This is a genomic window from Clostridium sp. TW13 (assembly GCF_024345225.1).
In the GTDB taxonomy this organism is placed as follows: domain Bacteria; phylum Bacillota; class Clostridia; order Clostridiales; family Clostridiaceae; genus Inconstantimicrobium; species Inconstantimicrobium mannanitabidum.
The window spans coordinates 4166742-4182048 of record NZ_BROD01000001.1 but is presented as its reverse complement, the minus strand read 5'-3'; the positions used below and the strand labels follow the sequence as shown (position 1 = coordinate 4182048).

Sequence of the window (15307 nt, the reverse complement as noted above, 5' to 3'; positions counted from 1 at the left end):
CTAAAAAATTATTTTTGTTGTAATAAATCTTCAACTAATTCTTTTACACTATCTACGCATGCTCCACAAGCTGTACCAACATTAGTAGCTTCTACAACTTCATCATATGAGCTAGCTCCATTGGCAATTGCATCCTTTATATCCTTTACTGTTAAGCCAAAGCATGAGCATATTTCTTCATTATCATCCATTTCCTATTCCTCCTTAAAATTATATGTTACTTTTACTTGGTAAATAAGGCATCAGAAAACAAATAACAATTCCAATATACTTGCATATGGACTTACTTATTTTTTGAAGATGCCCAAACACTAAAAATTCTTTAAAAAGAACATTAGCATTAATTTCAATGAGATTAGTTTACCTTCTATCAAAAATAATATTCATAAAATTAATCACTTTATTTTCAAAGTTATTGGTGATAGTATATAATATTATACAAATATTGAAAACTACATCGGATAAATAATTCTTTTAAAAACATTACATTAAATTCATAATAATAAACACCTGATGACGCGCAAAATTATGCGATATTTATATAACATAAAGGAGTAATTATAATGGACAGATTATACAAAATGGTTGAAGGCTCTTTTAAGCGTTTCCCTGATGGTGTTGAACCTTTTCAAATGGTTACAAGAGTTTTAGAAGAATGTGGGGAGGTTGCAAGTGAAGTTAATCACTTTGAGGGTAGCGGTGTTAAAAGACAAAAACATGGTGAACCTAGCAAAGAAGCTTTAGCTGGAGAAATAAGACAAGCGCTAGTAGCATTAATGCAAATTGCTGTGTACTATTCAGTAGAAGATGAACTTGAAAAATCAATTGATGCCTCTATTAAAAGAATGAAAGAAGAAAATTTAATAGACTAAGATGTTCAAAATGGTTAAAAGCAGCTGCTTTTAACCATTTTCATTTTATACAGATATTATACTTTATAATAAAGAATAAAAGATCAATACAAGGACAAAATATTAATGAAAGGAAGTGATTTCAATGCCAATCAGTGAAGATAAAAAATCTAGAAATAACCCTAAAAATAAAAATCCTAAAACTTCAAATCCAATTACAATGGATTCTGAGAAAGATATGCACAAACCTGTTAGAGGTTTACCAAATAAATAGAAAATGGGATTATAATTTTCATTATAATCCCATGATACTTTTATGGAGTAGTTACTGCTAATTTAGCTGATTGCATTTGATTTGCTGTTTTTCTAGTTACGTATAAAGTAGTTCCTGAAGGTATTCCAGTAAAACGTACCACTATGTTAGTATATCCTGTTGCAACTGTACCGTAAGTTATTAATCTATATCCATCTGTAGTTGTTGCATATACTGATATTTTATCACCTGCTACTAGCTTATTTACAGTTATTGAACTGTTAGTAACAGACAAATTGCTTGACTCAAGTGTTGCTGTTACTGCTTGAGCTGCATAATCCAATTCTGTTTTTGTACTTGTATCTTTATTATAGTTCTTTACTGTTATAAATGCTTTTCTAGTTGTCTCATCTAACTGATATGGTAATGTTATTGTAAGATCACCATCTACTAACGCTACAACGCTCTTAAATACTGTAGTTTGATTAGATCCATATATAGTTACTACATCCTTTGCCTTTAGGCCTTTAACTAATACTGTATCTAACTTATCTACGTTATTTGTTACTACTATATCTCCTGCTGTCTGTATTGAACCATCTCCATTTAATACATCTAACCCTAAAGGTGCTGTTGTTACTTCTTGTTTAGAATATGTTATTGGTGTTTTAGGAGACGTCATCTTATTATAGTTCTTTATTGTGGCTTCCACCTCTAAATCAGTCTCACTTAATTTATATAGAAGATTTAATGTTAAATCTCCATCTACTAATGCTGTTGCCCTTGCTAACACTGTAGTTCCATTCTTTGCATATACTGTAACCACATCTTTAGCCTTTAAACCAGTAAATGTTATACTATCAGCTTTATCTACATTATTAACTATTGTTGCTGATGGAGCTGCAGATACTTCTTGTGCTGCATAGTCCAATTCTCTTTTTTCACTTGTATCTTTATTATAATTCTTTACTGTTATAAATGCTTTTCTAGTTACTGCATCTAACTGATATGGCAATGTTATTGTAAGATCACCATCTACTAACGCTACCACTCTCTTTAGTATTGTAGTTTGATTAGATCCATATATAGTTACTACATCCTTTGCCTTTAGGCCTTTAACTAATACTGTATCTAACTTATCTACGTTATTTGTTACTACTATATCTCCTGCTGTCTGTATTGAACCATCTTCATTTAATACATCTAACCCTAAAGGTGCTGTTGTTACTTCTTGTTTAGAATATGTTATTGGTGTTTTAGGAGAAGTCATCTTATTATAGTTCTTTATTGTGGCCTCTACCTCTAAATCAGTCTCACTTAATTTATATGGGAAATTTAATGTCAAATCTCCATCTGCTAATGCTGTTGCCCTTGCTAATATTGTAGTTCCGTTCTTTGCATAAACTATAACCACATCTTTAGCCTTTAAACCAGTAAATGTTATACTATCAGCTTTATCTACATTATTAACTATTGTTGCTGATGGAGCTGCAGATACTTCTTGTTTAGAATATGTTACTGCCGCTACTGGAGATACTAATTCGTTATAGCTCTTTATTGTAGATTTAACTTCTAAATCTGTCTCACTCAATTGTCTAGTTAAATTAAAGGTTAAGTTTCCATCTGCTAATGCTGTACCTCTGCCTAAGACAGTTATTCCATCCTTAGCATATACTGTTGCTACATCCTTAACTTTTACTCCAGTGAATGTTATACTATCCGCTTTATCTACATTATTGGTGATTGTTGCTGCTGGCACATCAGATATTGCTTCTGCACTATAATCTACAGATGTTCTTGAACTTTCAAATGCTCCAACATTTTTTACAGTTACATAAATTGATCCAGATGCTTGTCCTAATTGAGCTACATTTATTGAAGCTGAAGTTTGTCCTAATGGAACTGTTACTGATGCAAGTGCTGTAGTAGCAGAACTATCTTTGTATATCCTTACCACATCTCCAGTTTTTACGTTTGTTACAGTTATTTTATCTGCAAATATAACGTTGTTTACTATTGTTACATCACTTGAATTTGGAGAACTTGTAACTATATCTGATTTTCTTCCACCATCAATTATCTGCTGATCTGTAGTTATATATGGGGAATTAGCTACAGGATAATATGCAGCATTCCATCTATGTGCACTTGAAATCATTCTACTATCTTGAAGATTGAAATAACTATATCTTACTCTTCCTGCTACATCAGGTATTGGATCATTCCATGTAACATCCAAGTCATACCACTTCGGATTTTGTCCATTTTCATCATTAATTTTAACCATATTCCATGCATGACCTACACCATTTGCACTTCCAACAACAGTTCTAGCTTCAAGACCTGCAGCTGTAAGCATTCTATATGCTAAAAGAGCATATCCTTGACATACAGTTCTTTTGTTACCAAATAAAGCTGCATATGCTGAATGTTGAACCAATGTTGTATCATAACTTACATTTGCACAAATATATGCATTTATCGCTTTTTCCTTTTGTTCGTCCGTCATACCAGGAGTTATTATAGACGCCAATATAGTGTTTACTTGATCACTCACCTGTTGTCTTTGATTTGCTGTTTCCCAATAAGTAAACTTGTATGTAATAGTGAATGCGTTATTTATTGGATATGAATATGTATAACTCCATGACTTTAATAAAAGCTTTTCATAATCATTACCAGCTGTTTGAGTTATTTGTCCTATCATACTGCTAAGTGAACTTGGAAACCCTGTAAATGCTGTGCTTCCTGTATAACTTAATGTTATAGAATCTGCACAATTAGATATAGCGGCTTTTAGTTGCTGCTTAAACTCGTCCACTGTAGATACATAGTAAGTACCCGCATATAAATTAATGGAACTTCCTGTAACAGTTACAGTTCCATTTGATTGAGCATTACCATAAGTCGTAAATGTTTGATTAGTTTGCGTCAATGTTTCTGCTTTAACTTCTGTTGAATTATAAAAATTAAAAAAGATGCACAGAGTTGCTATCAGATACACTACCGACATTTTCCTTTTAAACATAGAATCCCCCCTAATTGAATTAATTATATAATTAATTATCGCAATAAAAGGTTTCTTCTTTATGAATAGAATTCTAATTACATTAAATTTATCTATTATTTTTTTCAAACTTTGCATCTTTGAGATTACTTTTCCTATACATATAGAAATATATTGTAAAATTTTGTCGTAATTGACAATGCTATATTAATAAACACTCTCTACATACTTATTTAACATATCCTCGAAAATTAAAGTTGCCTTTGAAGGTGTTCCACCTTTTGGGAATATATATGAAAAACTTCTAGTATACTGTTGTTCTGTTTTTAGAATACATATTTCTTTATTCTTAACTGAATTCTCTGTAACTAAAGAAGATATAAATGTAATTCCTAAGTTGTTTTTCACTGCCTCTTTTACAGAATAATTACTACCAAATACTATAAAATTCTTAGCTTTAATGTTATTTGTAGATAGAAATAAATCTAGATACTCTCTTGTGCCAGACCCTATTTCCCTGGTAATCCACGTTCTATTACTTAACTCTCTAATTGAAAAGTCTGTATTGTTTAAATAATATCTATATGGCACAGCAACTACCATTGTATCTGTATAAAAATCTTTAATAGTAAAATTAGAAGATGGTACTGTACCTTCAACCAATCCTAAATCCACTTGAAAATTTTTTACCTTCTCACAGATATTATGAGTATTCTCAATAGTAACTTCTAATTCTATATCTGGATATACTTTATTGAATTCTCCTAAAAAAGCAGGCAAGAAGTATTCACCTATTGTAAAACTAGCTCCTATTCTTAAGCTTCCTCTTATTCCTTTACTATAATCTAACATCTCATCCCTTGTATCTTCTAACATTTTAATCATTTGCTTTGCTCTCTCATAAAGCAAACAACCTGCTTCTGTTATATATATGTTCTTCTGCTTAATTGAGCGCTGTACTAATATTGTATTAAAATACTCTTCAAGATGCTTAATATGTAAACTCACACTTGGCTGAGATAGATTTATTGATTCTGCTGCCTTAGTAAAATTTTTATACTCAACTACTGCAATAAAAGTTTTTAATTCATCTATCATAATTACTACTCCTTTAACCATTAGATATTCTAATCATTATTATGATATATATTTATTTTACTTATAATTATATATCTATTATACTCAAACATGTAAAAAAAACACCTTATATGAGGATAACTTCGAAAGGATGGCATAAATGTTTAATAATTTACATAAAACTAATAAAATCACTAAAATCCTGCCTGGGCTTGTTATGTGTATACTCATCGCATATATTGCAAAGTTTATTGGAAATTATATTCCTAGCATAGGTGGAGCTTCTCTTGCAATATTCATAGGAATGGCTGTTGGAAATACTTTTGGAAACAAAGAAATCTATAATCATGGATCTAAGTTTGCTGAAAGCAACCTATTGTCTTATTCTATAGTCTTACTTGGAGGAACTTTAAGTGCTCAAACTATATTAAAGCTTGGAGCATCAGGGGTAGGTTTTATAATCTTACAAATGATAATAACAATTACTTCTGCTATATTAATAGGCAAAAAACTTGGTTTTGCAGAAAACTTTAGACTTCTTATGGCAGGAGGTAATGCCGTTTGTGGTTCTTCAGCTATAGCCTCTATAGCTCCTGTAATAGATGCAGATGATAATGATAAGGGAATTGCTATAACTATAGTAAATGTTATGGGCACAGTGTTAATGCTTCTATTGCCACTAATAGCTAGTCTTATATTCTCATCAGGGACACTGAAAACTTCTGCACTAATTGGTGGAGTGCTGCAGTCTGTTGGACAAGTAGTTGCAAGCGGAAGCTTAGTAAATGAACAAGTAAAGAATCTTGCCACTATATTTAAAATAGTTCGTATAATATTTCTTGTTCTTGTAGTTTTAACTTTTGGAACTATGAAAAATAAATCCTCCCAACCAAAACATACCCAAGCTGCTTCTAAAGTAAAAATACCTTGGTATGTAATGGGCTTTTTCATTATGTGTTCTTTATTTACAGTTGGCATATTTTCTCCACAAGTTGCAAACACCTTCAAACTTATAAGTAATAACTTTGAAGTAATTGCTCTTGCAGGAATAGGTATGAGGGTTAACTTTAGACATCTTATAAATCAAGGAGTGAAGGTTTCCTTGTATGCGTTGTGCATAGCTTTAGTTCAAGTTTTATCCGCTATTACATTAATAACAGTTCTTCTATAAGATAATGTATTTATTTATATTAAAAATAGAGCTATCAGATGTTGGATAGCTCTATTTTTTAAACAATCTTATAAATTTTCTTTTCGCATTACAGATATTACATGTTGAGGAATACTAGCCAATGAAGCTTGCTTTTCCACAGCTCCAATTTCAAACGCTACTTTGGGCATACCATAAACTACAGAAGTATTTTTATCCTGGCCTATAGTACTTGCTCCCATCTTCCTCATCTTAAATAATCCTTTTGCTCCATCATGTCCCATTCCAGTCAATATTACGCCTACCGCATTAATACCAGCTTCCTTAGCCACAGATTCAAATAGCACATCTACTGATGGACAATGTCCATTCACTTTCTCCCCTTCAAAACATTCAACTTTAAATCTATTACCAACTCTCTTAATCTTCATATGTCTATCTCCTGGAGCAATCAACACCTGACCATCTTCAAGGAAATCTCCATTTTTAGCTTCTTTCACATTTAAATTTGTTGAATTATTAAGTCTTTCTGCAAACATCCTAGAAAATACAGGTGGGATATGCTGAACTATAACAATAGGCGGCATTTTAGATGGAAATGCCTTTAAAACAGAATATATAGCTTCTGTGCCACCAGTGGATGCCCCTATAGCTATAACCTTTTTACTATAATCATTCAAATGATTACCCAATGTATGTTGCACTTTTTCATTAAAATTACCTGCTCTTGAAATCAAAGCTGTAGAGGCTACCTTTACCTTTTCAATTAATTCATTTATAAATAGCTCCACACTTCTCGCAGATTGTACATCCGGTTTTGTCACAAAATCAACTGCACCTGCATTCATAGCATCAAACACCGTATTGCTTATAGTGCTTACTACTATAACTGGTATAGGATGTTGCGGCATAAGTTTGCTTATGAATTTGATTCCATCCATCTTGGGCATATGAACATCACATATCATTACATCTGGATCAAACTCTATAATTTTATCTCTTGCATCAAATGGATCATTAGCTTTTGCTACAACTTCAATAGATGGTTCTAGAGAGATTCCTCGTGAAATAACCTCTCTAAATAAAAGTGAATCATCAACTATAATAACCTTGATTCTTTTCATGCTTTATTCCTTTCTATATACTCCTGGTCTTACATATTTAAACTTAGTTTTTTCTCTATTTAAAGCTTCTGAATGACTTATTATCAGGTATCCGCCAACCTCTAGACAATCATAAAACTTATTCACCAAATTATCTCTTGTTTCACTATCGAAATAAATCATAACATTTCTGCAAAATATCAGATGAAATTTTCTTTTAAAAGGAAATGTATTTCTCATTAAATTAAATTTTCTAAATATTATTTCATTTTTTATTCTATCAGTAAACATAAAGTTATTATTATCTAGACTCTTCAGATATCTCTTTTTCCAACTTTCAGGTAGCACTTCAATGCTTTCATCACTGTATTCTCCCCTCACCGCTATTTCTAAAACTTCATTTGATATATCAGTAGCCAATATTTTAGTATCCCAAAATACCTTTGCTTTACCAAAAAACTCATCTATAACCATAGCAAGTGTATATGGTTCTTCACCACTTGAGCATCCAGCACTCCAAATATGAATATCTCTATTTTTTATAGTTTGTAATAGATATGGTAAGATATTATCTCTCAAAAAATAGAAATGATCTATTTCCCGTAAAAAATACGTATGATTAGTGCTTATTTTATTTATAAGCTCTTCTATTGATTTTCCTGTTGAATCATTATATATATACTTAAAATACTCAGTAAAATTATTAAAATTATTCTCCATCAATATATTTTGTAGTCTGCCATTTACCAAAGATTGTTTTTTTGTACCTAAATTTATTCCAAAGTTTAGCCTAATAAAATCTACTAATTGTTTATATTCCTTCTCAGATATATTTATCATTTCATCACCTAATTTTCCACAATAATAAAGAAGGCATAAAAACCTTCTCCATTAGCTTTAACTCATATTTATGCAATCCTAGTACTTTCCAAAATCCACATCATTTAGGTTTATGTTTATTTTGGAACTTTTCTTAGTTCCATCGTTATTATTTAAACTTGATATTTCATTTTTACTTAAGAATCTAAGAACCTCTGGATTTAATCCTTCCAACCCTTTATAGATTGAATCTTCTCTATTTAATTCAAACTTGCTTACTAGATTCTTAAGTGACTCAGCCTGACTTGCCAATTGTTCACTTGAGGATGCACCTTCTTCTGAACTAGCAGAATTGGCTTGGACCACTTGAGAAACTTGCATAATTCCCTCATTAATTTGAGAAATACCTGAAGCTTGTTCATTAGAAGACGTAGCTATTTCCCCAACTAAATTACCTGCCTGAGTAACAGCTTCTACTATCTTATTTAAATCATCTGCTGTTTCTATGGCAATCTTTGTTCCTTCTTCAACTTTTTTAATTGACCCCTCAATAAGAGCTGTTGTTTCCTTTGCTGCATTTGCACTTCTTATAGCTAAATTTCTTACTTCTTCAGCTACAACTGCAAACCCTTTTCCATGCTGGCCTGCTCTTGCCGCTTCAACTGCTGCATTTAAAGCCAAAATATTAGTTTGGAATGCAATATCATCAATTACTTTAATTATCTTAGAAATATTGCCCGATGACTCATTTATCTCATTCATGGATTCTAACATTTCTCTCATATGATTGTTGCCCTTTACTGCATCTTTTCTAGCTAATGAAGACATTTCATTTGCCTTATTTGCATTTTCAGCATTTTGATTTGTTTGGGCAGAAATTTCTTCAAGAGCAGCTGTTAGCTCTTCAATAGAGCTTGCTTGTTCTGTAGTTCCTCTTGCTAATGCTTGAGCAGAATCAGATATTTGTTGAGCCCCTGCAGATACTTGCTCTGAAGCATTGTTTATGTCATTTAACACTTCATTAAATGATGAAATTGTGTTATTTAGGGAGTCCTTTAACTTAGCATAAGCTCCACTATACTCCCCTTCCATTTTGCAAGTGAAGTTTCCCTTAGCCATTTTGTCTAATACATGAGAAGCTTCTTCTATTGGTTTTACAATGGCATTTAAAGTCTTATTCATTCCTTCAATAACATCTCTGTATTTACCATTAAACTTATTTACATTTCCTCTTACAGATAGTTCACCATTTATAGCGGCAGATGCTAATGTTTCTACCTCATCAATTAACATCTCTATAGCTTCCATCATGTCTATATTGGATGGAATCAACTTATCATTTTCACTTCTTTTTCCTATCTTTTTATACTCTTCAAGTCTGCTAGTATCTCCATTTGCTGTTCTAACAAACATATCTTGAGCATTTAATAACCTCTTACGGACATCATTAATAGCAACTGCTAATTCATTATACATTCCATTATACTTTTCAGGTGCTTCTAAGGTATAATCATTTACTGCCATCTTTAATAATACTTTTTTTGTTTCTTCAAGAGGGTCACATATTGACTCTAAAGTCCTATTCATTCCAACTATTACCCTTCGATAACTACCTTTAAACTTATCAACATCACCACGTACATCTAATGTTCCCTCATCTGCAGCAGTCGCAAGCTTTTCTTGTTCTTCTAAAAGATTGTTAAGCGCTTTCGTAACTTTGTTAACAGAGCTACCTAAACTTCCTATTTCATCTTCAGATTTAATCTCTATTACTTCATCAATAGACCCTTCTGCCATTTTTTCTAGTATGTCTACTAACTTAATAATAGGAGTACATATAATTCTTGATAAGAATAATCCAATAAGTATAGCTAAAACCATTCCAGCAATTATTACTACTATCATAATAATAGATGCACTTCTTGCAGTATTATTATTAGATTCAGCCGTATCCTTTGCTAAAGTCAACTGAAAGTCTGTAATTTTCTCTATATCAGCTTCAATTCCTTTAGATATTTCAGGACCAACAGTATATATTTTATTATTAGCTTCTTCATAATGATTTGTTGAAACAAGCTGAATTACACTATCCTTTAGCACCGTATATTTTTTAAAATTATCTTTTAAATCCTCTATATAACTTGCTACTTGCTTATCCCTATTGGATTGAGATACAAGCATCAAATCATTGTCTATACTGTTTTTCAATTCAGTCATCTTATTTATTGATTCTTGTCTTGCTTGTGCATCTTTATTTAAAATAATATCTCTTAATTTAACACGTTGTGTCTCATAGTTTTTTACCAACCTAGAAAGATCCTGAATTGCAACTGTATTAGTTTTATACATATCCATGTCAAGGTTTTTCACTTTATTTATGCTAATAATTCCAACTGTTCCTACTACACATGCTATCAATGCCACTGTAATAAACGCTGTAATCAGCTTCTTAGAGATTTTTAAATTATAATACCACTTCATTACATTACCCCTACCCTCTATATATTATATCCTTTTCGTTAAAGCTTCCATATCATCATCATTTAATAACTTATCACAGTCTAAGATAAGTTTCACATCATTTGCCATCTTGCCTATGCCCTTAATATATCTATTATTAATATTGTTAAACTCTGGTGGTGAGACAATATCAGCATCATTAATTAAAACAACATCTGATACCCTATCAACAATAAGCCCTACAAGCATATCTTGAACCTCTACCACAATAATGCAAGTTCTATCATTATATTCTAAAGCTTGCTTTTTAAATCTAAGTCTAACATCCATAACAGGTATAATATTTCCTCTTAAATTAACTATACCTTTCACATATTCAGGTATTTCAGGCACTTCTGTTATAGGCTGAATTCCTATTATTTCTTTAACGTACATAACTTCTATACCATAAGATATTTCCTCTATCATAAATGTAAGAAATCTACCTTTTTGAGTGTCCTCTTCATCTTCCAAGAACTCTTGCTTAACATCATCATTCATTTTAGTTTTCACTCCTTATAACCATTAGTGAGTTGTCAGCATAATTCTTAAATCAAATAAGCTTTACTATTCAATAAGCTGCTCAACATCAAGTATTAAACTTATGCTTCCATCACCCAAAAGGGTGCAACCTGTAATTCCTCTTGTATGATTAAATTTTCTTATGTAACTAGGCAATGCCTTTACTACTACTTGATGCTCTCCTATTAATTCATCTACCAGAATGCATATATTTCTGTTTTTGGTTTCCACTATCATAACTATTCCATCTGAAACATTAGTAACCTCTGTTTTAACTTTATATACCTCATATAACCTTATAACTGGGTAGCACTCACCTCTTACCATTATCATTTCATTACCATTTGGATCAGTAATTATATCTTTTTCAGCTACTCTGAAAAATTGCTTTATAATAGTAGTGGGTATTATATATTGTGATTTTCCGACTCGTACATTCATACCTCCAATACTAGCTAAAGTCATTGGAATCTTAAGTGTAATTGTTGTTCCTTCATTTAGTACAGAATCAATAAGTACTGTTCCCCCAATTGATTCTATATTCTTGCACACAACATCCATTCCTACACCACGTCCAGAAAACTCACTTACACTTTCCTTTGTTGAAAATCCTGGTTGAAAAATAAGATTATATACTTCCTTATCTGTCATTTCATACTCTGGTTTTCTTAGCAACCCATTTTCATTAGCTTTTTTAAGTATTTTATTTCTATCTAAACCTTTTCCATTGTCCTTTACTAAAACTAAGATATCTTCTCCAGAATTCTTAGCCTCTAAAATTACCTTTGCCGAATCAAACTTACCATTAGCTAACCTTTCTTCTGTACTCTCAATACCGTGATCTATAGAATTTCTTATAAGATGCATTAGTGGATCTGATATATGCTCGATGATTTTTTTATCAACTTCTGTCTCTTTACCTACTAGTTCAAGCTCTACGTCCTTATTTAGTTTTTTACTCATATCTCTAACTATTCTTTGCATCTTATTAAATGTATTTGCAATAGGTACCATCCTAATTGACATTACACTATCCTGCAATTCACTTATAATCTTATGAAGCTGTCTTGATGCCTTTTTAAAATTTTCAAGTTCTAAGTCTTTAATTTCAGGATTTTGAGTAACCATAGCCTCTGCAATTACTAACTCTCCAACCAAGTTCATAAGATTATCTACTTTTCCTATGTTTACACTTATAATATTCTCATTTGATTGTGTTTGTATATCTTTTGATACCTGCTTCTCTACTCTTTCAACAGCATTTCTCTTAACAGCATTATATGCATTTTCAGATTTTGCTTCTTGCTGAACAACTTCTTTGACATCCTCAACCAATTCTTCTAACTTAGTCAATTGCAATTTATCTAATAAAATAGTTGTATTTACTAAATACTCATAAATTTCATCATAAGTTTTATCCGAATTAAAATATATATCGAAACCACTTTCTCTTATTGTTTTGCAAGTATCATCATTATCTTCTATATCCTCTGGAAAATAACATAAATCATCTGTTATCTCCTTTAAATTATTAACTACCATAAGTGCTCTGAAGTTTTCCATCTCGCAGCCTTCTTCAAAGATAACTTTAGCTTTAAAAGATTTACCTTCCGCAATGTTCTGATTACTTCCACTCTCATATACATTCGCGCACTCTATGCTACCATCATTACTTTTACACGCATTAGCTTCCTTTAATGCGCTTAATAACAGTTTTATATCATTTGTTAAACTTGTAGCATCACCATCCAGTTCAACACCACTTTTTAGTTTTTCAATTTCTCCCTTAATGAAGTCAACTCCATAAAGAATTAAGTCTGATATATTAGAGAAGTCTAAACTTAAATTTTTCTCCTCCCGTATAAAATAAAATAAATCTTCTATGGAATGAGCTAAAGCTGTTATATTCTGAAAAAACATCATAGAGGATGAGCCCTTTATGGTATGCATAATCCTAAATACCTCATTAATGTATTCTGAAGAATAATCGTTTGTTTTTTCACAAGAAAGAATTAGTTGTTCTAGTTGTTCGATAAGTTGAACAGTTTCAAAAATATATATATCTGTTAATGACTCATCTACGTACTTCTCTGACACTATAATCCCCTTCCCTTTTTAGCCCACTACTACATAGCTGCTACCTTTCTTAAAGCATTGATTACATATTCATCATTTAATGGTTTTACTATAAATGATTTTGCACCGCTTAATACAGCTCTTTTAACTTGAGCTTCTTGTCCTAAGGCAGAAACAACTACAACTTTGGCTTTTGGATCAAAATTTAAGATAGATTTTAGAGCTTCTATACCATCCATTAGTGGCATTGTGATATCCATGGTTACGATATCAGGCTTGTACAACTTATACATATTTAATGCCTCAATCCCATTTTCTGCTTCGCCTACAACTTCAAAATCATTTTGTTCTACTAGTAATCTAATCTTTTTTCTTACAAATGCAGCATCGTCAACTATTAATATTTTTTTCATGTTATTACTCTCCCTACAATTACCTAAATATTTTTGGATTAAAAAAATATGGCAAGCAATCAATCTTGCTTACCATATTGAAACAACGTTCATTATCTTAACTAATATCAATTTATACTTTATAATTCATAATTAAAATTATAATATAAAACTTCAATTGGTTAATCTTTTCTATGGCAGCCTGACAATCATAGCACTTATTAAATAATTGCTTTAGACTCATGGCTTTGCGTCTCCACCTTTCGATAGATTTGCTCTTTTTAATTATAATAATTCTATAACATTTTAATTTTCTTGTCTACATATTATGAGAACTTTTATCATTTTGCGATATATTTCTTTGTTTTGTGACATTTCATTCTTTTCTTAAACTTTATTTTTTTCAAATATGTTAATTTAATTTTACATTTATATATTTAAATTAGATAGAACTCTATCGTGTAAAAAAATAAACTGCAGATATTTTTATCTACAGTCTAATTCCTAATTTTCATCTACTAACTTATATATACTGTTTTCTCTCTGGAGTATATTGAACCCAACCATCTCTCGCCTAATAGTACAAAAGTCATCATTGAAATCAGCAATAATAATATTTACTTCCCTCTCGGTATATTTTCTGTTTGTTTCAAAACTCTTTGCGATTTCTTCTAATACAATTTTTCTTTTCTTCTGTTGTACAGGAATAGATTTAAGCTTACCATACTCAAAAAAAGCTGCTATTACACTATCTCTATACTGTTGTTCTCTTTCTCCTTGCTCATCAACTTCCGCTTCTTCTACATTAATTAAGTCATTCAAACTTAAAGAAAGAATTTCACTATTTAAATGATAAACCACATAATATTGCTCCTTAAGGGAATGAACTAAATTAACTGCTTCAAGTTTTTTTAGATGAAATGATATTGTGGATGGTGCTAAATTCAATCTCTGGGACAATAATTCAACATACATCGGACCTTCCATCAAATTATTTATAATAAGTAATCGTGACTTATCAGCCAGACATTTAAAAATGCTTATACAATCTATATCCATTTAATTCTCCTTTACATCATCTGAAAATAAATAACAAGTCCAAATAGACTCGCATATAAACCTATTTGCTTTCAGATGCTCAATACTTATCATGATATTCTAAAAAAATTGCCTTTACTTTTTCTGCTGTTTCAAGCTTAATTTCTTCTATATAGTATTCCTCCATCATATCATGCTCCTTATCTTTCGCCATCTTTTCCTTCCATGGTGCTGAAATTTTATCAAAGAAAGCAAGATACATCATTGACAGATCATTCAGTTTATCCTTCTGTGCTTTATTAGATTTACATGACTTATTATAACTCACATTAAAAACCTTTGAAAATATATCTACTATATTTCCCTTTATTGTCTCCAATATAGCTTCATCATTTGCTCCTTGCTTTCTCAATTCTTTTGATTTTCCATTATAAACATTTAATAACTCTTCAAGTTTATCTAAGTAGTCTTTCTTTAATTCCTCACATAATTCCATTTTCTTTATTCCCTCCATATAATT

The 15307-nt window shown here is 31.1% G+C and carries 14 protein-coding genes and 1 riboswitch; of the genes, 3 read left to right on the top strand and 11 right to left on the bottom strand.

Going from position 1 to position 15307, the window contains the following annotated elements; all coding sequences use genetic code 11:
- Window positions 1–8 precede the first annotated feature (8 nt).
- Entirely contained in the window at window positions 9–191 is a 183-nt protein-coding gene (locus tag OCU47_RS19435; RefSeq protein WP_261830223.1) for a (2Fe-2S)-binding protein, read from the bottom strand.
- Window positions 192–563: 372 nt separating this feature from the next.
- Between OCU47_RS19435 and OCU47_RS19430 the strand changes: the two genes are divergently transcribed.
- Window positions 564–872, top strand: coding sequence for a nucleoside triphosphate pyrophosphohydrolase family protein (locus OCU47_RS19430; RefSeq protein ID WP_261830222.1), 309 nt, complete (start codon window positions 564–566; stop codon window positions 870–872).
- A gap of 124 nt (window positions 873–996) precedes the next feature.
- On the top strand, window positions 997–1125 hold the full coding sequence (locus tag OCU47_RS19425; protein WP_261830221.1) for a hypothetical protein: 129 nt from the start codon (window positions 997–999) through the stop codon (window positions 1123–1125).
- Between the two features lie 40 nt (window positions 1126–1165).
- Here OCU47_RS19425 and OCU47_RS19420 read toward each other — a convergent pair whose 3' ends face one another.
- The gene (locus tag OCU47_RS19420) at window positions 1166–4132 is read right to left on the bottom strand and encodes a transglutaminase domain-containing protein (RefSeq protein ID WP_261830220.1); all 2967 of its coding nucleotides are present in this window, start codon (window positions 4130–4132) and stop codon (window positions 1166–1168) included.
- Window positions 4133–4318: 186 nt separating this feature from the next.
- A complete protein-coding gene (locus OCU47_RS19415) occupies window positions 4319–5209 on the bottom strand; it encodes a LysR substrate-binding domain-containing protein (RefSeq protein ID WP_261830219.1) in 891 nt (296 codons plus the stop codon).
- A gap of 139 nt (window positions 5210–5348) precedes the next feature.
- Here OCU47_RS19415 and OCU47_RS19410 point away from each other — a divergent pair, with 139 nt between their 5' ends.
- Complete coding sequence (locus tag OCU47_RS19410; RefSeq protein WP_261830218.1) at window positions 5349–6359, top strand: YeiH family protein; 1011 nt, start codon at window positions 5349–5351, stop codon at window positions 6357–6359.
- A 68-nt stretch (window positions 6360–6427) separates the two neighbouring features.
- Here OCU47_RS19410 and OCU47_RS19405 read toward each other — a convergent pair whose 3' ends face one another.
- From OCU47_RS19405 to OCU47_RS19370, 8 genes are all read right to left on the bottom strand, one after another.
- Window positions 6428–7462 (bottom strand): protein-glutamate methylesterase/protein-glutamine glutaminase, encoded by a 1035-nt coding sequence (locus OCU47_RS19405; protein WP_261830217.1) that lies wholly within the window; start codon window positions 7460–7462, stop codon window positions 6428–6430.
- Window positions 7463–7465: 3 nt separating this feature from the next.
- On the bottom strand, window positions 7466–8281 hold the full coding sequence (locus tag OCU47_RS19400; protein ID WP_261830216.1) for a CheR family methyltransferase: 816 nt from the start codon (window positions 8279–8281) through the stop codon (window positions 7466–7468).
- A gap of 78 nt (window positions 8282–8359) precedes the next feature.
- Window positions 8360–10741 (bottom strand): methyl-accepting chemotaxis protein, encoded by a 2382-nt coding sequence (locus OCU47_RS19395; protein WP_261830215.1) that lies wholly within the window; start codon window positions 10739–10741, stop codon window positions 8360–8362.
- 24 nt (window positions 10742–10765) lie between these two features.
- The gene (locus tag OCU47_RS19390) at window positions 10766–11260 is read right to left on the bottom strand and encodes a chemotaxis protein CheW (RefSeq protein ID WP_261830214.1); all 495 of its coding nucleotides are present in this window, start codon (window positions 11258–11260) and stop codon (window positions 10766–10768) included.
- A 66-nt stretch (window positions 11261–11326) separates the two neighbouring features.
- On the bottom strand, window positions 11327–13378 hold the full coding sequence (locus tag OCU47_RS19385; protein WP_261830213.1) for a chemotaxis protein CheA: 2052 nt from the start codon (window positions 13376–13378) through the stop codon (window positions 11327–11329).
- A 29-nt stretch (window positions 13379–13407) separates the two neighbouring features.
- Window positions 13408–13770 carry a response regulator gene (locus tag OCU47_RS19380; RefSeq protein ID WP_261830212.1) on the bottom strand — a complete coding sequence of 121 codons (363 nt, stop codon included), beginning with the start codon at window positions 13768–13770 and terminating at the stop codon, window positions 13408–13410.
- Window positions 13771–13942: 172 nt separating this feature from the next.
- A riboswitch (cyclic di-GMP riboswitch) is annotated at window positions 13943–14036 on the bottom strand.
- 217 nt (window positions 14037–14253) lie between these two features.
- Window positions 14254–14808, bottom strand: a complete 555-nt coding sequence (locus OCU47_RS19375) for a DUF2087 domain-containing protein (protein WP_261830211.1) — start codon at window positions 14806–14808, stop codon at window positions 14254–14256.
- Window positions 14809–14887: 79 nt separating this feature from the next.
- Window positions 14888–15283, bottom strand: coding sequence for a hypothetical protein (locus tag OCU47_RS19370; protein ID WP_261830210.1), 396 nt, complete (start codon window positions 15281–15283; stop codon window positions 14888–14890).
- Between the last annotated feature and the right edge of the window lie 24 nt (window positions 15284–15307).

Bases quoted from the DNA above. Each gene is read 5' to 3' on its own strand.
- OCU47_RS19415 (WP_261830219.1), bottom strand. From the start codon at position 5,209: ATGATAGATGAATTAAAAACTTTTATTGCAGTAGTTGAGTATAAAAAT.
- OCU47_RS19435 (WP_261830223.1), bottom strand. From the start codon at position 191: ATGGATGATAATGAAGAAATATGCTCATGCTTTGGCTTAACAGTAAAG.
- OCU47_RS19405 (WP_261830217.1), bottom strand. From the start codon at position 7,462: ATGAAAAGAATCAAGGTTATTATAGTTGATGATTCACTTTTATTTAGA.
- OCU47_RS19430 (WP_261830222.1), top strand. From the start codon at position 564: ATGGACAGATTATACAAAATGGTTGAAGGCTCTTTTAAGCGTTTCCCT.
- OCU47_RS19380 (WP_261830212.1), bottom strand. From the start codon at position 13,770: ATGAAAAAAATATTAATAGTTGACGATGCTGCATTTGTAAGAAAAAAG.
- OCU47_RS19425 (WP_261830221.1), top strand. From the start codon at position 997: ATGCCAATCAGTGAAGATAAAAAATCTAGAAATAACCCTAAAAATAAA.
- OCU47_RS19395 (WP_261830215.1), bottom strand. From the start codon at position 10,741: ATGAAGTGGTATTATAATTTAAAAATCTCTAAGAAGCTGATTACAGCG.
- OCU47_RS19375 (WP_261830211.1), bottom strand. From the start codon at position 14,808: ATGGATATAGATTGTATAAGCATTTTTAAATGTCTGGCTGATAAGTCA.
- OCU47_RS19390 (WP_261830214.1), bottom strand. From the start codon at position 11,260: ATGAATGATGATGTTAAGCAAGAGTTCTTGGAAGATGAAGAGGACACT.
- OCU47_RS19370 (WP_261830210.1), bottom strand. From the start codon at position 15,283: ATGGAATTATGTGAGGAATTAAAGAAAGACTACTTAGATAAACTTGAA.
- OCU47_RS19410 (WP_261830218.1), top strand. From the start codon at position 5,349: ATGTTTAATAATTTACATAAAACTAATAAAATCACTAAAATCCTGCCT.
- OCU47_RS19400 (WP_261830216.1), bottom strand. From the start codon at position 8,281: ATGATAAATATATCTGAGAAGGAATATAAACAATTAGTAGATTTTATT.
- OCU47_RS19420 (WP_261830220.1), bottom strand. From the start codon at position 4,132: ATGTTTAAAAGGAAAATGTCGGTAGTGTATCTGATAGCAACTCTGTGC.